At 63.2% G+C, this 22,694-nt stretch carries 17 protein-coding genes; 13 read left to right on the top strand and 4 right to left on the bottom strand.

Annotation, left to right across the window (positions count from 1 at the left end; translation table 11 throughout):
• Positions 1-5 precede the first annotated feature (5 nt).
• The gene (gene argS / locus F0185_RS21805; RefSeq protein WP_167228036.1) at positions 6-1,718 is read right to left on the bottom strand and encodes an arginine--tRNA ligase; all 1,713 of its coding nucleotides are present in this window, start codon (positions 1,716-1,718) and stop codon (positions 6-8) included.
• Between the two features lie 637 nt (positions 1,719-2,355).
• On the opposite strand from argS, the gene rsmB reads away from it, so the two are divergent.
• The 8 genes from rsmB (at position 2,356) to F0185_RS21845 (ending at position 10,506) form a co-directional block, all read left to right on the top strand.
• Positions 2,356-3,777: a 16S rRNA (cytosine(967)-C(5))-methyltransferase RsmB gene (gene rsmB / locus F0185_RS21810; protein ID WP_167228038.1), complete on the top strand. Its 1,422-nt coding sequence runs from the start codon at positions 2,356-2,358 to the stop codon at positions 3,775-3,777.
• Positions 3,778-3,865: 88 nt separating this feature from the next.
• Complete coding sequence (locus F0185_RS21815; protein ID WP_167228040.1) at positions 3,866-4,396, top strand: DUF4390 domain-containing protein; 531 nt, start codon at positions 3,866-3,868, stop codon at positions 4,394-4,396.
• 22 nt (positions 4,397-4,418) lie between these two features.
• Positions 4,419-6,716, top strand: coding sequence for a sensor histidine kinase (locus F0185_RS21820; RefSeq protein ID WP_167228042.1), 2,298 nt, complete (start codon positions 4,419-4,421; stop codon positions 6,714-6,716).
• A gap of 71 nt (positions 6,717-6,787) precedes the next feature.
• Positions 6,788-7,507: a response regulator gene (locus tag F0185_RS21825; RefSeq protein ID WP_166870248.1), complete on the top strand. Its 720-nt coding sequence runs from the start codon at positions 6,788-6,790 to the stop codon at positions 7,505-7,507.
• Entirely contained in the window at positions 7,504-7,908 is a 405-nt protein-coding gene (locus F0185_RS21830; RefSeq protein WP_167228044.1) for a GTPase, read from the top strand. The genes F0185_RS21825 and F0185_RS21830 overlap by 4 nt, the downstream gene beginning before the upstream one ends.
• Positions 7,909-7,978: 70 nt before the next feature.
• On the top strand, positions 7,979-8,236 hold the full coding sequence (locus F0185_RS21835; protein WP_054266260.1) for a BTH_I0359 family protein: 258 nt from the start codon (positions 7,979-7,981) through the stop codon (positions 8,234-8,236).
• Between the two features lie 145 nt (positions 8,237-8,381).
• A complete protein-coding gene (locus tag F0185_RS21840; RefSeq protein ID WP_166893199.1) occupies positions 8,382-9,155 on the top strand; it encodes a class II glutamine amidotransferase in 774 nt (257 codons plus the stop codon).
• 70 nt (positions 9,156-9,225) lie between these two features.
• On the top strand, positions 9,226-10,506 hold the full coding sequence (locus tag F0185_RS21845) for an EAL and HDOD domain-containing protein (RefSeq protein ID WP_167228046.1): 1,281 nt from the start codon (positions 9,226-9,228) through the stop codon (positions 10,504-10,506).
• A 177-nt stretch (positions 10,507-10,683) separates the two neighbouring features.
• Here the strand turns inward: F0185_RS21845 and metH are convergent, their stop codons facing one another.
• A complete protein-coding gene (metH, locus tag F0185_RS21850; protein WP_167228190.1) occupies positions 10,684-14,442 on the bottom strand; it encodes a methionine synthase in 3,759 nt (1,252 codons plus the stop codon).
• 110 nt (positions 14,443-14,552) lie between these two features.
• Here metH and F0185_RS34940 point away from each other — a divergent pair, with 110 nt between their 5' ends.
• Positions 14,553-14,939 (top strand): BrnA antitoxin family protein, encoded by a 387-nt coding sequence (locus F0185_RS34940; protein ID WP_229477140.1) that lies wholly within the window; start codon positions 14,553-14,555, stop codon positions 14,937-14,939.
• 20 nt (positions 14,940-14,959) lie between these two features.
• Here the strand turns inward: F0185_RS34940 and fmt are convergent, their stop codons facing one another.
• Complete coding sequence (gene fmt / locus F0185_RS21860) at positions 14,960-15,916, bottom strand: methionyl-tRNA formyltransferase (protein WP_167228048.1); 957 nt, start codon at positions 15,914-15,916, stop codon at positions 14,960-14,962.
• 235 nt (positions 15,917-16,151) lie between these two features.
• Positions 16,152-16,694, bottom strand: a complete 543-nt coding sequence (def, locus tag F0185_RS21865) for a peptide deformylase (RefSeq protein WP_166893191.1) — start codon at positions 16,692-16,694, stop codon at positions 16,152-16,154.
• 283 nt (positions 16,695-16,977) lie between these two features.
• Here def and F0185_RS21870 point away from each other — a divergent pair, with 283 nt between their 5' ends.
• From F0185_RS21870 to F0185_RS21885, 4 genes are all read left to right on the top strand, one after another.
• A complete protein-coding gene (locus tag F0185_RS21870) occupies positions 16,978-18,081 on the top strand; it encodes a LysM peptidoglycan-binding domain-containing protein (RefSeq protein ID WP_167228050.1) in 1,104 nt (367 codons plus the stop codon).
• Between the two features lie 7 nt (positions 18,082-18,088).
• Positions 18,089-19,219: a DNA-processing protein DprA gene (gene dprA / locus F0185_RS21875; protein WP_167228052.1), complete on the top strand. Its 1,131-nt coding sequence runs from the start codon at positions 18,089-18,091 to the stop codon at positions 19,217-19,219.
• A 76-nt stretch (positions 19,220-19,295) separates the two neighbouring features.
• Entirely contained in the window at positions 19,296-19,760 is a 465-nt protein-coding gene (locus F0185_RS21880; protein WP_166893185.1) for a Smg family protein, read from the top strand.
• Between the two features lie 258 nt (positions 19,761-20,018).
• Positions 20,019-22,691, top strand: coding sequence for a DNA topoisomerase III (locus F0185_RS21885; protein ID WP_167228054.1), 2,673 nt, complete (start codon positions 20,019-20,021; stop codon positions 22,689-22,691).
• Positions 22,692-22,694 lie beyond the last annotated feature (3 nt).

Genomic DNA, 22,694 nt, shown 5'->3' on the forward strand with positions numbered 1-22,694 from the left:
AGCGGTTACATTTTTTCCGGCGCCGACACGCCGATCAGGGCCAGGCCGTTGCGCAGCACCTGGCGCGTGGCGGCGATCAGCGCCATTCGGGCGAGCTTGAGCGGCTCATTGTCCTCGATCAGCACGCGCTCGTTGTTGTAGAAGCTGTGCAGATCGGCGGCCAGCTCGCGCAGGTAGAAGGCTACCTGGTGCGGGCCGAGCTCGATGCGGGCGCGCGCCAGCATGTCCGGATAAGCCGCCAGCTTGGCCAGCAAGGCCATCTCGGTGGGGGCGGTCAGGGGCGCCAGGTCAACCGAGGACAGCGACGACAGGTCGGCTCCGAACTTGTCGAGCACGCGGCAGATGCGGGCGTGCGCGTAATGGACGTAATGCACCGGATTCTCGTCGGTTGTCTTGAGGGCGACATCGACATCGAACACGAATTCGGTATCGGCCTTGCGCGAAATGAGGAAAAAGCGCACCGCGTCGCGGCCCTTGGCGATGTCGCCGTCGCCCGACCATTCGATCAGGTCGCGCACGGTCACGTAGGAACCGGCGCGCTTGGAGATCTTGACCTCTTCGCCGCCTTTCATGACGGTGACCATCTTGTGCAGCACATAGTCCGGATAGCCCTGCGGGATATCGAGGCCGACCGCCTGCAAGCCGGCGCGCACGCGCGCGATGGTGCCGTGGTGGTCGCTGCCCTGGATATTGATGGCCTGGGTGAAGCCGCGCTGCCATTTGACGACGTGGTACGCCACGTCCGGCACGAAGTAGGTGAAGCCGCCTTCGGACTTGCGCATCACGCGGTCCTTGTCGTCGCCGTAGTCGGTGGTGCGCAGCCACAGCGCGCCGTCCTGCTCATAGGTCTTGCCGGCCTTGATGAGCGCCTCGACGGTTTTCTCGACCTTGCCGTCGGCGTACAAGGACGACTCGAGATAGTAATTATCGAACTTCACGCCGAACGCTTGCAGGTCGATATCCTGCTCGTTGCGCAGATAGGTGACGGCGAACGGGCGGATCGAATCGAGGTCGTCGACATTGCCGCTGGCGGTGGCGGGCAAGCCGTCGCTGGCCGAGACGGTTTTGCCGGCCAGGTAATCGGTGGCGATATCGGCGATGTAGTCGCCGTTGTAGGCCGACTCGGGCCATGCGGCGTCGCCGGGCTTGAAGCCCCGCGCGCGCGCCTGGACCGAATTGGCCAGGGTGGCGATCTGCACGCCGGCGTCGTTGTAATAGAACTCGCGGGTGACCGCATAGCCCTGGGCGTCGAACAGGGCGGCGAGGGCGTCGCCCAGCGCGGCCTGGCGGCCGTGGCCCACGTGCAGGGGGCCGGTCGGATTGGCCGAGACGAATTCGAGGATGACCTTCTTGCCGGCGCCGGCGTCGCTGCGGCCGAAGGCCTGGCCTTCGGCGAGGATGGCCTTGACCACCGACTGCTTGGCGCAAGCTGCCACGCGCAGGTTGATGAAGCCTGGGCCGGCGATATCGGCGCTCTCGACCAGGGCCTTGCCGGCCGGGTTCTCGAGCAGGGAAGCGACGATTTTCTGGGCCAGTTCGCGCGGGTTCATCTTGAGCTGCTTGGCCAGCTGCATGGCGATATTACAGGCGATGTCGCCGTGCGACGGATCGCGCGGGCGCTCAAGGACGACGGACGGCGAGATGCCGGTGCCATCGAGGACGGGGGCGAGGGCGGCCTGGAACAGGGCGGCGATTTCTTGTTTTTGTGAGGCGAGCATGAGCGGTGATCTGTAGAGTAGTCGAGCGGTGGCAGTGCCACGGGCAATAGTAGCTCAATTATACTGGTTTGCCGCCCCTCTGAGTCCGCCCTCGCAACCCACCGACAACGCCACCCCCGCCAACAAGCTCCCCACCGGGGTCTGACCTCTGATTAGCAATGAAAACCTTGTCTTTTTTCTTGTCAGCAACAATGATCCGACTCGGGCGTGGCGCCTAAGGCGGTGGTGCCCGGAGCGCCCCGTTTTTGCATGCAAAATTGCTGATGGTTAGAAATATGTTTCGAATCAGAGGTCAGACCCCGGTTGTCGGATTTTGCGCTCCCCACCGTGCGCTCCCCACCGGGGTCTGACCTCTGATTAGCAATGAAAACGTTATCTTTTTGGTTATCGACAACAATGATCCGACTCGGGCGTGGCGCCCAAGGCGGTGGTGCCCGGAGCGCCCCGTTTTTGCATGCAAAATTGCTGATGGTTGGAAATATGTTTCGAATCAGAGGTCAGACCCCGGTTGTCGGATTTTGGGAGGGCGGGCGTTGGGCGTTGGAAGAATGTGTTGTCATAAAGGATCGTTTAAGCCTGTGCGGGACCTAAACCGGTACAATTGCGCCTTTATTAAGTAGCCGAGCTGACCCCGACCATGACGAACAAGCGCCCGACGCTCTCCATCAAACCCGCCGCCGCCAAAACCGCCAAGCCGGCCGCGCCGCGCATGCGCGCGAGTTACGAGGTCAAACCGGTGCTCCAGCCCGGCTACCGCCCCGACCTGAAACCCGATTCGCTCGCGCTGTGCCTGCTCGGCGCGGCCAATGCCGTGGCCCAGGTGCGCGCCGGCGCCGCCTTGCCGCAGGCGCTCTTGACCGCCTTCGGCGTGACCGCCGCCGCGCCACAGGCGCGCGGGGCGATCCAGGATATCGCCTACCGTACCATGCGCCAGCTCGGCCGCAGCGAAACCCTGCTCGGCCTGATGACCTCCAAGGCCCCCGAGCCGCCGATGCTGGCCAGCCTGCTGTGCTGCGCCCTGACCCTGATCGATACGCCCGACGGCGCCGAGCCGCCCTACGAAGTATTTACCGTCGTCGACCAGGCCGTGACCGTGGCCAGTTCGCATCCGGACATGGCGCACGCCAAGGGCATGGTCAACGCCGTGCTGCGCCGCTTTCTGCGCGAACGCGAGGAGCTGCTCAAGAGCGCGCTGACGCAGCCGGTCGCGCAGTTCAATTATCCGCAGTGGTGGATCGACGCCGCCAAAGCGGCTTATCCGGGCAACTGGCAAGCCATCCTGGCGGCCGGCAACGCCCAGCCGCCGTTGACCTTGCGCGTGAACCAGCGCAAGACCACGGTCGAGGCCTACATCCAATTGCTGGCCGACGCGGGCATGGCCGCCACGCGCATCGGCCCGTCGGCGGTGCGCCTCGAAAAAGCGCTGGGCGTGGCCCTGATTCCCGGTTTCGAGGACGGCCTGGCCTCGGTGCAGGACGCCGGCGCCCAGCTGGCCGCGCCGCTGCTCGATGTGCAGGACGGCATGCGCGTGCTCGACGCCTGCGCCGCGCCGGGCGGCAAGACGTGCCACTTGCTGGAACTGGCGCAGCTGGACCTGACCGCGCTCGACTCGGACCCCAAGCGCCTCGAGCGCGTGGGCGAGAACCTGGAACGCCTCGGTTTGTCGGCCACGCTGAAAGCGTTCGAAGCCCAGACCAGCGTCTGGTGGGACGGCCAGCAGTTCGACCGCATCCTGGCCGACGTGCCGTGCACGGCCTCGGGCATCGTGCGGCGCCACCCGGACATCCGCTGGTTGCGGCGCAAGGGCGATGCACTCCAACTTGCAACACTTTCGGCCAAAATTCTCGACAACCTTTGGCAGATGCTGCGCCCGAATGGTAAATTGCTGTTCGTGACATGTTCGCTCTGGCCCCAGGAATCGGAGGCGCAGGCCGCCGCATTCGCGGTGCGCCACAACGCGACTCGCCTCGCCGCGCCGGGACAGTTGCTTCCGACCGGTACCGCCGTGCAGGATCATGACGGTTTGTTCTACGCCCTGTTTCAAAAAAACGCGACGTAACGGGTCCTTCGACTATGCGAACTTTTAAGGCTCTGTCCCTCCTGTGACATTACGATTTTTCCGACTCCTGGCCTGCCAGCTGCTGCTGATGTTCGCGTCCGCATGCGCGTTCGGGCCGGCACGGGCGGCGGAAGTGGTCGATATCACGCATGCCCACATCGAGGCGACCGATGACGGCTACCGCCTCGCGGCCAGCTATGCGTTCGAGCTCAACGAGGGCCTGGAAGACGCCATCAAGCATGGCGTGCAGCTGTACTTCACCACCGAAATTGAACTGACGCGCCCGCGCTGGTACTGGTACGACGACAAGGCTGTCTCGGCGCGCCAGACCATCCGCATCTGGTACAACGTGCTCACGCGCCAGTACCATGTATCGGTGCTGGGCAGCATGGCGCAGAGCTTTCCGACCCTGGAAGACGCGATGGTGCTGATCCGCCGGCCCAGCCGCTGGGTGATCGCGCCGAAATCGGCGCTCAAGCGCGGCGAGACCTATAACGTCACCCTGCGCATGTTCATGGACCGGGAATTGCTGCCCAAGCCGATGCAGGTCAACGCGCTCAATAATTCCGACTGGCGCCTCGCTTCCAAGAACAAAACCTTCCCCTATACGGCGGAATGATCAACGTGGAACTGGAACCAGCGTGAAACAGGTCTTGCGCTATGCCGTGATGGTCGGCGCCGCCGTCGTCAGCATCCTGCTGTTCCTGCTCGCTTCCGCCTCCGACAATTCGGGCTTTTTCGACCGTTACTATACCTGGCTGCTCGGCCTGAACGCGGCCGTGGCCGGCGCGCTGCTGGTGTTCGTGGTGGTGGCGCTGGCGCGCCTGTATGTGCGCTACAAGAGCGGCAAGTTCGGCTCGCGCCTGATGACGCGCCTGGTGGTGCTGTTCGCCGGCATCGGCATCTTGCCGGGGCTGGTCATCTTCCTGGTGTCGGTGCAGTTCGTGTCGAACTCGATCGAGTCGTGGTTCAACGTGAAGATCGAGGCGGCGCTCGAATCGGGCGTGAGCCTGGGCGTGGCCGCGCTCGACCAGGCGCGCAGCGAACTGGGGGCCATCGGCGAGATCAGCGCGGCCACCATCGCCGGCCAGGAAGAAGTCGCGTCGCACGATATCCTCACGCGCCTGGTGCAGGAGCAGGAGGGGATGCTGAGCGCGGTCATCATCGGCCAGGACGGCAAATTGATCACCAGCGCGGCCGCCCCGCGGGTCGACCTGAAGGCCGACCTGCCGACGCCGGCCATGCTGTTGCAGGCGGTGATGCCGGGCGGGTATTCGGTGGCCGAGGGCGGGGTGGAGCGCGACTTCAAGGATACCAGCGGCAACCACGGGAGCGTGCCGGGCCCGCTCGATGGCGCCACCAGCCTGCGCCTGCGCGTGGTGCTGGCCATTCCCGAGCCGCCCGGGGCCTCGCCGCGCTTCTTGCAGCTGATCCAGGCGGTGCCGGTCAAGCTGGCGCTCAACGCCGAGGTGCTGCGCACCGCCTACAGCGAGTACCAGGAGCGCTTCGTGGCGCGCACCGGCCTGCGCAAGATGTATATCGAGACGCTCACGCTCACCTTGCTGCTGGCGATCTTCGGGGCGATCGCCAGCGCTTTTGTGATCGCCGGTAAGCTGGCGCAGCCGCTGCTGGTGCTGGCCGAGGGCACGCGCGCGGTGGCCGAGGGCGACCTGTCGCCGCGCCCGATCGTGGCCACCTCGGACGAACTGGGCACGCTCACGCAATCGTTCAACACCATGACCGGCCAGCTGTTCGAGGCGCGCAGCGCGGTCGAGCGCAACCGCGCCGCCCTGCAGAGCGCCAAGGCGCACCTCGAATCGGTGCTGGAAAATATGTCGGCCGGGGTGATCGTGCTGGACGCCGATTCGAAACTGGTCAGTTCGAACGAGGCGGTCGAGCGCATCCTGCAGCACGACGTGGCCGGCCACATGGGCATGGCGCTGGCCGCGATCGCCGGGCTGGAGGTGTTCGCGCAAGCCATCGCCAAGGCCTTTTCGACCCAGAGCGCGCAGAGCGCGGCCGGTTCGGCGCGCAAGCGCACCCACTGGCAGCAGGAGATCGAAATCCCGCGCCGGCTCGGCACCAATGACGACCATGACATCACCCTGCTGGCGCGCGGCTCGCGCCTGCCGGTGGGCGCCGGCAGCGGCTACATCGTGGTGTTCGACGATATTTCGGATGTCATCTCGGCGCAGCGCTCGATGGCCTGGGGCGAAGTGGCGCGGCGCCTGGCGCACGAGATCAAAAACCCGCTCACGCCGATCCAGCTCTCGGCCGAGCGCATGCAGATGAAGCTCGAGTCGCGCCTGCAAGGCACCGACCGCGACCTGCTCAACAAGGGCACGGCGACCATCGTCAATCAGGTCGACGCCATGAAGCGCATGGTGGACGACTTCCGCGACTATGCCAAGGCGCCGCCGGCCGTGCTCGACAAGCTCGACCTGAACGCGCTGGTGGGCGAAATCTTGCATTTATACCTATCCGGCGACGAAAGCGATATTATTCATGCCGAGCTGTCCGATAAGCTGCCATCGGTGATGGGCGATGCGACCCAATTGCGCCAGGTGATCCATAACCTGCTGCAAAACGCCCAGGATGCGATGAGCGAGCGCGGCCCCGATGCAGCGCCGGCGCGCATCGATATCACCACCGAGGCGATTCATTACCACGGCGCGAACGGGGCCGGTACCGCGGTGCGCTTGTCGATTGTCGATAACGGGCCGGGATTCGCCCCTAAAATCCTGTCGCGCGCATTCGAGCCGTATGTGACCTCGAAGGTGCGCGGAACCGGCCTGGGACTGCCGATGGTGAAGAAAATCATCGATGAACACGGCGGCAAGATAGAGATACAGAACCGGAGTGACGGAACTGGCGCGTCAGTGTTGATTTTACTGTTAAAGTTAGCACCGGCCAGCGTTGTGGCACAAGCGTTGAACTAAGAATAAAATCGCGGCTGTGAGCGGTATGCGCTGCATGCCATTGGAGCGGGCAAAAAGAGGAAGGCAAACACATGGCAAACATTCTCGTAGTTGATGATGAAATGGGCATCCGCGAGTTACTCTCGGAAATTTTGGGCGACGAAGGCCATGCAATCACGCTCGCTGAAAACGCGCAGCAGGCGCGCGATGCGCGCGCGGCGGGGGCACCGGACCTGGTGCTGCTCGATATCTGGATGCCGGATACCGACGGCGTCACCCTGCTCAAGGAGTGGCAGCGCGACGGCTTGCTGACCATGCCGGTCATCATGATGTCCGGCCACGCGACCATCGATACGGCGGTCGAGGCAACCCGGATCGGCGCGCTTAACTTCCTCGAGAAGCCGATCGCGCTGCAAAAGTTGCTCAAGGCGGTGCAGCAGGGCCTGACACGGGCCCAGGAAGTGGTGCGCGCGCCGGTGATCGCGCCGCGTCCGATGCTCGCGCCCCAGCCCGAGGAAAGCCCGATGACGGCCTCGGCCATGTTTTCGGCGCAAACCCCGCAATCGGCCATCGCGCCGCGCATGGGCGGCATGCCGAACGGGGAAGGGCACGGTTTCAACCTCAGTTTCGACCTGCCGCTGCGCGAGGCGCGCGACGCTTTCGAGCGCATGTACTTCGAGCATCATCTGGGGCGCGAGGGGGGCAGCATGACCCGCGTGGCCGAAAAAACCGGGCTGGAACGTACTCACCTGTACCGCAAGCTCAAGCAACTCGGCGTCGAGCCGGGCAAGCTGGCTAAAAAGAACGGATGAGCGCACCCCCTGCGCGCCGGACCGCCCTGACCCTGGTCACCGGCGGCCCGGCGGCGCAGCGCGAGGCGGCCATCGCGGCGCGCCTGGCGCAGGCCGGCCCCCAGGCCGGCGCTGCCGACCCGCTGCGCGCTCTGGTCGTCGTCGTGCTCGAAGGCTTGCCATCCGGCCAAACCCTGCTGTCTCCTTCCGACTCCCTGCATGTTCACCGCATCGCGCCCGGCTGCCTTTGCTGCACCGGCAATCTCGTTTTGCGTGTAACATTAAACCGGATCCTGCGTCTGCGCCCCGAGCTGCTGTTCATCGGGCTGGCCGCCACGGACCACCTTGATCAGTTGCGATCGTGGCTGCAAGAGCCGCCATACGATCAGCTGTTGGAACTGACAGCGGACCTGCGCACTTGAAAATCGGTCCGCATAGCCCCACCTGCCCTGTTGAGCACAGTGGAACGTCTGATCGAGCGAAGGAGCAATAATGAACATGATCTACAACAGTGAACAGTACAGTGTGGTCGAATTCGGCGTCGATCACAATCTCGAAGCCTTGCGCTTCGGCGGCTATGAAATCGTCGACAAATCCGGTCGTCGTGAAGCATTTATCGGCGGCAAACTTGCGCAATCGTTCAGGCGCGACGTCAACAACCTGATCGCCAGCGAACCGACCATGGAAGAGATCGATGACTTCCTGGGCTCGTATGACTCGCTGATGAGCCAACCGGTGCTGTTGCACTAATTGCACACATGTTTGCAGGCCCGGCACTGAACGGGCATCGTTTCACCGTCCTGTCTGCCGCTGGCGGACAGGCAGCGGCAGGCCAGGTCGCCGCCCACGGCGGCAGCCGCCCCGAATTGCCGCCCGAACATGGTATTCTTGCGCCATGTGCCAACTCCTCGGAATGAACTGCAACGTCCCTACGGACATTGTTTTTAGCTTTACCGGCTTCGCCATGCGCGGCGGCCGCACCGATACCCACCACGATGGCTGGGGCATCGCCTTCTTCGAAGGCGCCGGCGTGCGCCATTTCGTCGACCACCAGGCGGCGGTGGAGTCGCCTGTGGCCGAACTGATCAAGCGCTATCCCATCCAATCCAAAAATGTCATTGCGCACATCCGCAAGGCGACCCAGGGCCATGTTGCGCTGGAAAACTGCCATCCCTTCGTGCGCGAACTATGGGGCCGCTACTGGGTGTTCGCCCACAATGGCGACCTGAAGGAGTTCGCGCCGACCTTGAACGGCCCGTACCGCCCGGTCGGCAGCACCGACAGCGAAAAAGCCTTTTGCTTCCTGCTTCAGGAATTGCGCAGCCGCTTCGGCGACAGCGCGCCCGCGCTGCCCGTGCTGCGCGCGGCATTGCAGGAGCTGGTGGCCGCGGTGGCCGTGCACGGCACCTTTAACCTGATGCTGTCGGACGGTTCGGCCCTGTTCGTGCATTGCTCCACCAAGCTGCATTATGTGGTTCGCCAGCATCCTTTTGTTACCGCCAGCCTGTCCGATGAAGATGTCAGTGTTGATTTTTCTCAAGTCACGACCCCGGAAGATCGGGTAGCCATCATCGTTACCGAACCGCTGACCACCAACGAACAGTGGACCGCCTTCGCGCCCGGCGAATTCAAAGTGTTTGTGGATGGAATGTCAATACAGGAGCGATAAGTATTTCCTCCACGCACTGGTATTAATTAGGTTACATTACCGGCTGTTATTATTGATATTTACAGGACAGATGAGCCACGACGCCGAATCCGACCTCATGGCGCAACAGATGCCAGTGCGTGATTTCTACCTGGGGCGCCAGCCGATCCTCGACCGACAACAAGGTTTGTACGGTTACGAAATGCTTTTCCGCAATGCGGCAGGCGAATCGGCCGAGATCGACAACGATGTCGCCGCCACCGCCACCGTGATCGCCCACACCGCCCAGCTGGGCCTGGAAAAAGTCATCGGCGATGCGCTCGGTTTCCTGAATGTCGACGCCGAAGTGCTGATGAGCGACATCTTCGTGTTCCTTCCGCGCGAGCGGGTGGTGCTGGAAATCGTCGAGAGCATGGTGGTCAACCAGGCGGTGCTCGACCGCATTGCCGACTTGACCGGACACGGCTTTCGCTTTGCGCTCGACGATGTGCGCCTCGATGCGCCCGAGGTGCAACAGCTGTTGCCGATGGTCGAATACGTCAAGCTCGACGTGCGCACCATGCCGCTGTCCGGCCTGACTGCCGCCGCGCCCCGTTTCAAGCGCGAAAAAAAGAAGCTGATCGCCGAGAAGGTCGAATCGCGCGAGGAATTCGACCTCTGCCTCGGCCTGGGGTTCGACTATTTCCAGGGGTACTATTTTGCCCGGCCGGCCGTGATCAGCGGGCGCAAGCTGTCGCCATCCCAGCTGGCGGTGCTCGAGTTGATGGGCCTGGTGACTTCGGACGCCGACAATATCGAGATCGAACGGGCGGTCAAGCGCGACGTGACCCTGGCGCTCAACCTGCTGCGCCTGGTCAACACGCCCGCCATCGGCATGCGCCACCGCATCGATTCGATCAGCCAGGCCTTGACCATTCTCGGCCGCCGCCAGTTGCAGCGCTGGCTGCAGATCATGCTGTACGCCGAGCCTTCGCGCGGCGGCAACAGCATGACGCCGCTGTTGTTGCTTGCCACCACACGCGGGCGCCTGCTCGAATTGCTGGCGCAGCGCTTGCGTCCCGGCCAGCGCAACGTGGCCGAGATCGCTTTCACCGTCGGCATCATGTCGCTGATGGATGCCTTGTTCGGGATGCCGATGACGGTCATCGTCGAGCAGATTCCCGTCATCGACGAGGTATCGCAAGCGCTGCTGGGGCGCCGCGGCTTTTTCGGCGACCTGTTGCACCTGGCCGAGTGCATCGAGCGGATGGAAGAGTCGGATGACCAGGTGCTGCCTGCGCTGCGCGAACTGGCGATTTCCAGCGAAGAATTGATCGAACTGGAAGTGGCCGCCTTCGAGTGGAGCGACAAGGTGGTGCGTTACGCGATCTGAGCCCATGATTCACCGGGCGCCGCGTCGTTCCCGCGCAGGCGGGAACCCAAGTTAGTTGCATGGCTGCTGGCGGCTATGCGAACTCAGGTTCCCGCCGTCGCGGGAACGACGATGGCGGTGGCCGCCGCGGCGATGGCAAGGTGTATTACCTGCCAGCGTCGCAGTAGCGACGCGCCCTTACGACAAATTCGGCGCCAGCCAGCGTTCCAGGTCTTCTTTCGGCACGCCACGCCGCTTGGCCATATCATTCAACTGGTCTTCGCCGATCTTTCCGACCACGAAATACTTCGCTTCCGGATGCGCGAAATAGAAGCCCGATACCGCCGCCCCAGGGAACATGGCGAACGACTCGGTCAATTCCATGCCGATTTCCTGCGCCTGCAACACCTTGAACATAGCGGCTTTCACCGTATGCTCCGGGCAGGCCGGATAACCGGGCGCCGGGCGAATACCCGCATAACGCTCGCCGATCATCTCTTCATTGCTCAGGTCCTCGCCCGCCGCATAACCCCACAAGTCGGTACGCACGCGCTCGTGCATATATTCGGCGAACGCTTCGGCCAATCGGTCCGCCAGCGACTTGAGCATGATCGACGAATAATCGTCGTGCGCATCTTCAAACCGCTTTTCGTATTTCTCGATTCCCAGCCCGCTGGTCACCGCAAACATGCCGATATAATCCTTGATACCCGACGCTTTTGGCGCGATAAAATCGGCCAGGCACTGGTTCGGGCGCTGCACGCCATCGACCAGCGGTTTCACGCCCTGCTGGCGCAATCCGTAATACGTGAACGCCACCGTGGCGCGCGTGTCGTCCGTATAGATCTCGATATCGTCGTCATTGACGCTGTTGGCCGGCATCAGCGACACCACGCCGTTGGCCGTCAGCCAGCGCCCCTCGATGATCTTCTTGAGCAGCGCCTGGCCTTCTTCGAACACTTTGGACGCCGCTTCGCCGACCACCTCGTCGGTCAGGATCGCCGGGAAGGGACCGGCCAGGTCCCAGGTCTGGAAGAACGGACCCCAGTCGATATACCTGGCCAGGGTGCCCAGGTCGACGTTCTTGAATTCGCGGCGGCCGATGAATTTCGGCCGCACCGGCTCGAACGCGAGCGCCATCTTGTTGGCGCGCGCGGCCGCCAGCGACAATATCGGCAGCGCCTTCTTGTTGGCGTGCTGCTCGCGGATGCGCACATAATCCTGGGCGATGTCGTCGATGTACTGGTCGCGGCTCTCAGGCGTGAGCAGCGACTGCGCCACCGACACCGAACGCGAGGCGTCCGGCACGTACACCACGGGACCGTCGTAGTTGTGGGCGATCTTGACCGCCGTGTGGGCGCGGCTGGTGGTGGCGCCGCCGATCAGCAGGGGAATCTTGAGCATGCGGAAGTGCGGGTCGCGCTGCATTTCCTTGGCCACGTGGGCCATCTCTTCGAGCGACGGCGTGATCAGGCCCGACAGGCCGATCATGTCGGCGTTTTCGACCTTGGCGCGCGCCAGGATTTCGGAGCAGGGCACCATCACGCCCATGTTCACGACTTCGAAGTTATTACATTGCAGGACCACGGAAACGATGTTCTTGCCGATGTCGTGCACGTCGCCCTTGACGGTGGCGATCACGATCTTGCCCTTCGGTTTGGCGACAATGCCGGTGCGTTTTTCTTCCAGCAGTTTTTCTTCTTCGATGAAGGGAATCAGGTGGGCCACGGCCTGCTTCATGACGCGCGCCGATTTCACCACCTGGGGCAGGAACATCTTGCCTTGTCCGAACAGGTCGCCGACCACGTTCATGCCGTCCATCAGCGGGCCTTCGATCACGTGGATCGGGCGCCCGCCGTTGTGCAGCAGTTCCTGGCGCGCTTCTTCGGTGTCTTCCACGATCCACTGGGTGATGCCGAGCACCAGCGCGTGCGAGAGGCGCTGCTGCACCGTGCCTTCGCGCCAGGCCAGGGTTTGCACGTCCTGCTTGTCGCCGGCCTTCAAGGTGCCGGCGATCTCGATCATGCGCTCGGTGGCGTCCTCGCGGCGGTTCAGCACCACGTCTTCGACCCGCTCGCGCAATTCGGGCGCAATGTCGTCGTACACGCCCATCATGCCGGCATTGACGATCCCCATGGTCATGCCGGCCTTGATGGCGTGGTACAGGAACACGGTGTGGATCGCTTCGCGCGCCGGGTCGTTGCCGCGGAAGCTGAACGACACGTTCGAGACGCCGCCCGAGATTTTCGCGTGCGGCAGGTTGTCCTTGATCCAGCGCGTGGCGTTGATGAAGTCGACCGCGTAGTTATTGTGTTCTTCGATGCCGGTGGCGATGGCGAAAATGTTCGGGTCGAAGATGATGTCTTCGGGCGGGAAGTCCACCTGCTCGGTCAGCACCTTGTAGGCGCGCGCGCAGATCTCGGTCTTGCGCGCAAACGTATCGGCCTGGCCCTGTTCATCGAAGGCCATCACGATCACGGCGGCGCCGTAGCGGCGACACAGGCGCGCCTGGCGGATGAATTCTTCTTCGCCTTCCTTCATCGAAATCGAGTTGACGATGGCCTTGCCCTGCACGCATTTGAGGCCCGCTTCGATCACCGACCACTTGGACGAATCGATCATGATCGGCACGCGCGAAATGTCCGGCTCGGACGCGATCAGGTTCAAGAAGCGTTCCATGGCCGCCTTCGAGTCGAGCATCGCCTCGTCCATGTTGATGTCGATGACCTGGGCGCCGTTTTCCACCTGCTGGCGCGCCACCGACAGCGCTTCGTCGTACTGCTCATTCAGAATCATGCGCGCAAAGGCCTTGGAGCCGGTCACGTTGGTGCGCTCGCCGACGTTCACGAACAGGGAGTCCTGGTCGATGGTGAACGGCTCGAGGCCCGACAGGCGCTGCGCCACCGGGATGTCGGGCAGCGCGCGCGGCGCGGTCGTGGCCAGCATGTCGGCGATCGCCTTGATGTGGTCGGGCGTGGTGCCGCAGCAGCCGCCGGCGATGTTGATAAAGCCGCTGTCGGCAAATTCGCGCAGCAGCGAGGAGGTGTCGGCCGGCAGTTCGTCGAAACCGGTGTCGCTCATCGGGTTGGGCAGGCCGGCGTTCGGGTAGATGCAGACAAAGGTGTCGGCAATTTGCGACAGTTCTTCGGCGTAGGGACGCATCAGGGCCGCGCCCAGCGCGCAGTTCAGGCCAATCGTCAGCGGCTTGGCGTGGCGCACCGAGTTCCAGAAGGCGGGCACGGTCTGGCCCGACAAGATCCGTCCCGAGGCGTCGGTGACGGTCCCGGAAATCATGATCGGCAGGCGTTCGATGCCCGGGTTCTCGTCGAAATACAGGTCGATCGCGAACAGCGCCGCCTTGCAGTTCAAGGTGTCGAAGATGGTTTCGACCAGCAGCACGTCCGAGCCGCCTTCGACCAGGCCGCCCACCTGCTGGTGATAGGCGGCCACCAGCTGGTCGAAGGTGACGTTGCGCGCGGCCGGGTCGTTCACGTCGGGCGAGATCGAGGCTGTTTTCGGGGTCGGCCCGAGCGCGCCGGCCACGAAACGCGGTTTGTCCGGGGTGCTGTACTTGTCGCAGGCGGCGCGCGCCAGCCTGGCGGCGGCCACGTTCATCTCGCGCGCCAGGTGGGCCATGTGATAGTCGTCCTGGGCGATGGTGGTGGCGCCGAAGGTGTTCGTTTCGATTAGGTCGGCGCCGGCCGCGAGGTAGCGCTCGTGGATTTCCTGGATGATGTGCGGCTGGGTCAGGGTCAGCAATTCATTGTTGCCCTTGACGAAAAGCTCGCGCGCGCCGCTGCCGGCCGGGGCCGCAAAATCGGCGAAACGCCCGCCCGGTCCTCCGCGGTAGGCCGCTTCGTCCAGTTTGTACTGCTGGATGATGGTGCCCATCGCGCCATCGAGGATCATGATCCGGCGCGACAGGATGTCGCGCAGCCGGGTTTCAGTCGTGGACATGGCGGGGTGGGTAGTCATGATTGTGCTTTCAATTGGCGGGTCGGAACCGGCGTGGACCGGGTCTAAAATTATACGTCATCGTGCCCGTTTGGTTTCCCGGAGGGCAATTGATGAGTTCGCTTTGTATCGTTTTGTATTTAAATAGTGACTTGATACAAGACGATACAAAACGTGAGGTGTCTGCAATCTTTGCGTTACATGCGAAGACGACAATCGCTTCGATGACGCCGCAGTGCGTCTTTACGGGGAACACAAACATGAACGATGATTTTCAAACCAGCTGGTCCGAGCCAGCATCCATGCAGAACGCTGACGCCAGCACCGTTCAGCGCCCATCGGCCGCCGCGCCGCTCAAGCAGATCGTGACGATCCGCCTCGATGTGGATATGCTGAAATGGTTCAAGTCCGCAGGTCCGGGTTACCAGACCCGCATCAACCAGATCCTGCGCGAACATATGGAAGCGCAGCAGGCTGAGCGCGACGCAGCCCAGCCATAAGCTGACGCCGGCAGGGTGGCTCAGTCCAGGCTGAGTCCGTCCAAAGGGAATCCCTTAAGAAACTCGGCCGCAGGCAAGCGCTTGCCGCCGGGTTTTTGCAGTTCCGTCAGGCGCAAGGTGCCTTGTCGACAGGCGACGATGATGCCGTGCTGGGCGTCGGCCGCCAGCACTTGCCCAGGTGGCGCATCGCTGCCCGCTTCCAGCGCTTCGGCGCCCCAGATCTTGATGACTACCCCGTTGAGCTCGGCGTGCGCGCCGGGGAAGGGGTTGAAAGCGCGGATCTTGCGGGCCAGTTCGTTTGATGACAGGGAAAAATCGAGCGCGGCTTCTTCCTTGCTGATCTTGGCGGCGTAGGTCACGCCTTCGGCCGGCTGCGGCACCGGGTGCAGGGCGCCGGCGGCGCGCGCGCGCAGCGCCTCGACGATCATGCGCGCGCCCAGGGCGGCCAGGGTGTCGTGCAGGGTGGCGGTGGTGTCGTTCGGGGCGATCGGCACCCGTTCCATCAGCAGCATGGGGCCGGTGTCGAGGCCTTCTTCCATCTCCATGATGGTCACGCCGGTTTCCAGGTCGCCCGTTTCGATGGCGCGGTGGATCGGCGCGGCGCCGCGCCAGCGCGGCAGCAGGGAACCGTGGATGTTGATGCAGGGCTTGATGTCGAGCGTGCTGCGCGGGAGAATCAGGCCGTAGGCGGCGACCACCATCACATCGTAGTCGGTGGCCAGCAGGCGCGCGTGCGCGATGGCGGCCTGGGCGGCGCGTTCGGGGTCCTTGCTGTCGAGGCGCAGGGAGAGCGGTTGCAGCACTTCGATATCGTGGGCCAGGGCGTATTGCTTGACCGCCGAGGCATGCAATTGCAGGCCGCGCCCGGCGGGGCGGTCGGGCTGGGTCAGGACCAGCGGAATCTCGAAGCCGGCTTCATGCAGGGCCTGGAGGGCGACGGCGGCGAACTCCGGCGTGCCGGCGAAGATGATTTTCATGGGGTTCCTGGGTTAAACAGTTCAAAGTACAAACGGACTGGCCGCCATCAGCGCCAAACACGGCAGTAACGCCAAACACGGCAGTAACGCTAAAAACCGTCGTTCCCGCGAAGGCGGGAACCCAAGTGATCGGCGCAGTCGGGGACTGGACTACGGACTTGGGTTCCCGCCTTCGCGGGAACGACGGTTTTGAAGACCTCGGCTGCGACGGACTGCTGCTACCGGCCGCCCGCTTTTAGTGGCGGCGACCCGCCGCCCGCAGCGCCGCTTCGCGTTCCATCCCGCGCTCTTCCTTGAGCATCTTGGCCTTGATCCGGTTGCGCTTGAGCGGCGACAGGTATTCGACGAACACCTTGCCCATCAAATGGTCCATCTCGTGCTGGATGCAGACCGCCATCAAGCCATCGGCGCTGAACTCGAACGGCTTGCCGTTGGCGTCGAGCGCGCTGACCTTGACCTGCGCGGGACGCTCCACGCCGTCGTAGATGCCCGGCACCGACAAGCAGCCTTCATCGTAGACTTGCTTTTCAGCACTGGCCCAGATAATTTGCGGATTGATGAAGACGCGCAGGTCGTCCTTGGTCTCGGACGTATCGACAATGATCAGTTGCTCGTGCACGTCAACCTGGCTCGCGGCCAGGCCCACGCCGGGCGCGTCGTACATGGTCTCGGCCATGTCGGCCACCAGTTTGGTGATGCGCTCGCCGAATTCGGTGACCGGCTTGGCCACCTTGTGCAGGCGTGCGTCTGGGTAGCGGAGAATATTCAGTATTGCCATAGGTCTAGTAATTTCGATAACAATTCGGTGATAATTTCAAGTGCTCATACGCATAAGAATTCTAAAACACAACAAAAACACAACAGACCCGCAACCGGGTTGAGCATGGTTTTTCTTGCTAGTTCAAGGATTTATGTGCAGAATTTGATCCAGTTCGGCAAGCCTTATCATCGATATCGTCGATAGGGTAGCGTTAAATCGCGCTGTCTCTTGCGCTGTGGCTGGCAAGGTGACGTGTCCAGCTAGCAATTCCGTGTTAATGCCGCACTTTACGGACATCTCAATGAAAAATTTTAGCACAGTCGGCGTCCGCGTAGCGGTTGTGGCGCTTTTTGCGGGACTGCTCGCAGCCCCGACCCAAGCGGCCACCTGCGAATTCCGGCCCAACGCTCCTGACCAGCACGTTGTGGTCAAGGGCGATACCTTGTGGGACATTTCCGGCAAGTTCTTGCAGCACCCGTGGTGCTGGCCCCAGGTGTGGGGTTTGAACAAGGAAGAAATCCGCAATCCGCACTGGATTTATCCGGGTCAGATCGTTTACTTCGACCGCAAGAACAACCGCTTGTCGCTGTCCCGTCCGGGTAGCGGCGATGGCTCGGGCAGCGCCAATGGCACCTTGCGCCTGTCGCCCCAGATCCGTACCGAAGGCTTGGGCAAGGATGCGATCCAGGCCATTCCGGCCGGCGTGATCGAGCCGTTCCTGTCGCAGCCGCTGATCGTCGAAGCCGACGAACTGAAGGGCTCGCCGCGCATCGCCGCGGCCCAGGATGGCCACGTCTTCCTCGGCCAGGACGACAAGATTTATGTGCGCGGCGACCTCAAGGGCGGCAGTTCCTTCCAGGTATTCCGTCCGGGCACCCCGCTCAAGGATCCGGAAACCGGCAAGCTGCTCGCCTATGAAGCGGTGTACCTGGGCACGGCCAAGCTGTTCGCCGAAGCCAAGCCGGGCGTGGACGCGCACACCTTCGTGGTGGCCAGTTCCAAGCAGGAAATCGGCGTGGGCGACCTGTTGATTCCGGCGCCGCCGACCGTCATCCGCAACTACATGCCGCACCCGCCCGATCAAAAGGTCGACGCGCGCATCATGGGCATCTATTCGGGCGTGACGCATGCCGGCCAGAACCAGGTGGTCAGCGTTAATCGCGGCAAGCTTGACGGAATCGATATCGGCACCGTGCTGCAGTTGTACACTCTGGGCAGAACGGTGCCCGACCCGGGCGCGCCGAAAGGGGGCATCCTGGGCACCAAGAAGACGATGATCAAGTTGCCTGACGAGCAGTCCGGCACCTTGTTCATTTTCCGTGTGTTCAACCGTGTATCGTACGGCTTGATCATGCAGGTAACCGACCCGGTGAAAATCGGCGACGTGGCCAGATCACCGGAGTAATACCGCCGTGCAAGACACGGACCCCGCCACCCCCCGCAGCCAGGCCGAGCGCCTGGCGGCCTGGGTACGCCTGGAGCAGACGCCGGGCGTGGGGGCCGTGACGGCGCAGCGCCTGCTTGCGCGCTTTTCCACCCCGCAATCCATCTTCAGCGCTTCCCACCTGGCCTTGCGCGAAATTGTTTCCGACAGCGTCGCGCGCGCCGTGTGCGAGCCCATGCCGGACGCCTGCGCCGCCTACCTCGACACCGTATTCGACTGGCTGGCCGACCCCGACCACCACCTCCTCACCCTGGACGACCCCGCTTTTCCGCCACTGCTGCGCGAGCTGGCCATGCCGCCGCTGCTGTTGTACGCGTGCGGCCGGGTCGCGTTGTTGTCGGCGCCGGCCGTGGCCATCGTCGGCAGCCGCAATGCGACCGGGCAGGGCGCGGCCAATGCGCGCGCCTTCGCCAGCGCGCTGAGCACGGCCGGCCTGACCATCGTGTCCGGCCTGGCGCTCGGGATCGATGCGGCCGCGCATGAGGGCGGCTTGCGCGGTCCGGGCTCGACCGTGGCCGTGACCGGCACCGGCGCCGACCGCATTTATCCGAGCCGCAACGAAGCGCTGGCGCGCCGCATTGCGCAAGAGGGTTGCGTGGTCAGTGAGTACCCGCTCGGCAGCGGGCCGACGCCCGGCAACTTCCCGCGCCGGAACCGCCTGATCAGCGGCATGTGCTGCGCCGTGCTGGTGGTCGAGGCGGCCGCCAACTCCGGTTCGCTGATCACGGCCAGGCTGGCGCTCGACCAGGGTCGCGAGGTGTTCGCCATTCCCGGCTCGATCCATGCGCCGCTCGCAAAAGGCTGCCACATCCTCATCCGCGAGGGCGCCACCCTGGTCGACTGCGTCGACGACATCCTGATCCCGCTGCGCGTGGCGCCGCTGGCCACCCTGGCGCGCCAACCCGACAGCAGCGCATCCTTGCATGCCGCGCAGCGCGCGCTGCTCGACGCGCTCGGCTACGATCCGGTCGGCGCCGATGCGCTCGGCGCGCTGGTCGGCTGCGATCCGGCCGTGCTGGCGGGCCGCTTGCTGGCGCTCGAACTTGCCGGTCATCTCGAACGATTGCCGGGCGGATTGTTCCAGCGTGTAAAGCGCTAAAAAATCGGGTCGGCGGGGCGCAAGAGGCGCACGGACGGGCTTGTGTTTTAGCGAACTTAACTGATAGAGTAGAGCCATGTTCGATATCCTGGTCTACCTTTACGAGACGTACTACCGCCCCGATGCCTGCCCCGAGCCGGCCGCGTTGGCGCGTAAACTGTCCGCTGTCGGTTTCGACGATGTCGAGATCTCGGAAGCGCTCGTGTGGCTGACCGACCTGACCGAAATGGCGGGCGACGAGGCGACCCTGGCGTTTACCTCGAGCGGCACGCGGTTTTACGTGCAGCGCGAATCCGACGCCCTGGGCAGTTCTGCGGTCGGCTTCATCCAGTTCCTCGAAAGCGCGGGCGTGCTCAGCCCCGTGCAGCGCGAAATCGTGATCGAACGCGCGCTGGCGCTGGAAGAGTCGCCGGTGGGCCTGGGCAAGCTCAAGATCATCGTGCTGATGCTGTTGTGGAGCCAGGGCAAGGAACCGGACGCGCTGATGTTCGACGACCTGTTCGGCTCCGACGACGAGCAGGCTCCGCGCTTGCTGCATTGAGTCAGGCCGGCGCCGTCCGTATCAGGCCCGCCAGCGTCCCGTTTTCCCTTCCAAGCAACGCTTTTCCCCCGCTGCCGGCACGATTGTGGCTTTTGGCATGCAGTGGCTACTTGCGGACTTCCCGGCAACCCGCTTATCATTGGCCGCTCTATCGGGTTGTTACAATTTCGATATCAGGACGGCAAAATCCCGCCTGCTGCGGCCAAGCATGTATGATGCGCGGGCCGAACCACTTAATATAGTACGACGAGAAAACCTATGACCAAAACCCTCATCATCGCCGAGAAGCCCTCCGTCGCGAACGATATCGCCAAGACGCTGGGCGGCTTCACCAAGCACGATGAGTACTTCGAATCGGACGAATATGTCCTGTCGTCGGCCGTCGGCCACCTGCTGGAAATCGCGGTGCCGGAAGAGCACGACGTCAAGCGCGGCAAGTGGAGCTTTGCCCACCTGCCCATGATTCCGCCGTATTTCGCGCTCAACCCGATCGCCAAGACCGAGGCCCGCCTCAAGGTCTTGAACAAGCTGATCAAGCGCAAGGATGTCACCCAACTCATCAACGCATGCGATGCCGGGCGCGAAGGCGAGCTGATTTTCCGCCTGATCGCGCAAAACGCCAAGGCCAAGCAACCGATCAAGCGCCTGTGGCTGCAATCGATGACGCCGGGCGCGATCCGCGACGGCTTCACGCAACTGCGCAGCGACGAAGAAATGCTGCCGCTGGCTGATGCCGCGCGCTGCCGCTCCGAAGCGGACTGGCTGATCGGCATCAACGGCACCCGCGCCATGACCGCCTTCAACTCGAAGGAAGGCGGCTTCTACCTGACCACCGTGGGCCGCGTGCAAACGCCGACCCTGTCGATCGTGGTCGAGCGCGAAGACAAGATCAAGAAATTCATCTCGCGCGATTACTGGGAAGTGCGCGCCGAGTTCGTGTGCGCCGCCGGCGTGTACGAAGGGCGCTGGCTCGACCAGGCCTTCAAGAAGGACGAGAACGACCCCGAGAAGCGCTCCGAGCGCCTGTGGAGCAAGGCCGCCGCCGACAGCATCGCCATGGCCTGCAAGGGCCGCCAAGGCAACGTAACGGAAGAATCGAAGCCGACCACCTCGATGGCGCCGGCCCTGTTCGACCTGACCAGCCTGCAGCGCGAAGCGAACGGCCGCTTCGGTTTTTCGGCCAAGAACACGCTCGGCCTGGCCCAGGCGCTGTACGAAAAGCACAAGGTGCTGACCTACCCGCGTACCGACTCGCGCCATCTGCCGGAAGACTACGTCAACACCGTCAAGGACACCATGGTGAGCCTGGCGGAGAACAATAACTACCACCAGTTCGCCAAGCAGATCACCGACAAGGGCTGGGTCAAGCCGAACAAGCGCATTTTCGACAACACCAAGATCTCGGATCACTTCGCGATCATCCCGACCACCCTGGCGCCGAAGAATTTGTCGGAGCCGGAACAAAAGCTGTACGACCTGGTGACGCGCCGCTTCATGGCCGTGTTCTTCCCGCCTGCGGAATTCCAGGTCACCACCCGCTTTACCGAAGTGTCCGGCCACCAGTTCAAGACTGAAGGCAAGGTCATGACCAATCCGGGCTGGCTGGCGATCTACGGCAAGGAAGCCTCGACCGACAGCGACAAGGACGACAACACCGGCGGCAACCTGGTGCCAGTGGCCAAGGGCGAAAAAGTGCAGACCGAAAAAGTCAGCCCGAACGCCCTGGTCACCAAGCCGCCCGCGCGCTACTCGGAAGCGACCTTGCTCTCCGCCATGGAAGGCGCCGGCAAGCTGATCGACGACGACGAACTGCGCGACGCCATGGCCGGCAAGGGCCTGGGCACGCCGGCGACGCGCGCGGCCATCATCGAAGGCTTGCTGGGCGAGCGCTACCTGTTGCGCGAAGGGCGAGAACTGATTCCGACCGCCAAGGCATCCCAGCTGATGACCTTGTTGCGCGGCCTCGGCGTGAACGAGCTGACCGCGCCCGAACTGACCGGCGAATGGGAATACAAGCTGTCGCAAATGGAGAAGGGCAAGATTTCGCGTGACGAGTTCATGCGTGAAATTGCCCAGATGACGCAAATCATCGTCAAGCGCGCCAAGGAATACAACAACGACACGATTCCGGGCGACTACGCGACCCTGCACACGCCGTGCCCGAACTGCGGCGGCGTGGTCAAGGAAAACTACCGTCGTTTCGCCTGCACCAAGTGCGAATTCAACATGAGCAAGACGCCTGGAAGCCGCCAGTTCGAGATTGCCGAAGTTGAAGAGTTGCTGGAAAAACGCACGATCGGCCCGATGCAGGGATTCCGCTCGAAAATGGGGCGTCCGTTTGCCGCCATTTTGCGCATCGTGCGCGATGAAGACATCAAGAATTGCAAACTTGAATTTGATTTCGGGCAAAACGACGACGGTGGCGAAGATGGCGAAGGCGTCGACTTCACCGGCCAGACCGCGCTCGGACCGTGCCCGAAATGCGCCGGCGGCGTGTTCGAGATGGGCCTGGCGTATGTGTGCGAGCACAGCGTAGCCAAGCCGAAGACCTGCGACTTCCGCAGCGGCCGCATCATCTTGCAGCAAGAAATTTTGCCGGAACAAATGGTCAAGCTGCTCAACGACGGCAAGACCGACCTGATGCCGGGTTTTGTGTCGCAGCGCACGCGTCGTCCGTTCAAGGCCTTTTTGGTCAAGGGCAAGGATGGCAAGATCAGCTTCGAGTTCGAGGAACGCAAGGCCAAGGCGCCGGCTAAAGGCAAGGCTGCGGCGGTAGCCGATCCCGAGGGCGACGAGGCGGCGCCAGCCACCGCGAAAAAAGCCGCGCCGGCCAAGAAGGCGGCGGCTAAAAAAGCGCCTGCTAAAAAGGCAGCCGCCAAAAAACCGGCAGCCAAAAAAGCCGCCGTCAAGAAAGCGGTCGCGGAAGAATAATCC

Origin of the sequence: Massilia rubra, assembly GCF_011682065.1 — a bacterium.
Taxonomy (GTDB): domain Bacteria; phylum Pseudomonadota; class Gammaproteobacteria; order Burkholderiales; family Burkholderiaceae_D; genus Telluria_A; species Telluria_A rubra.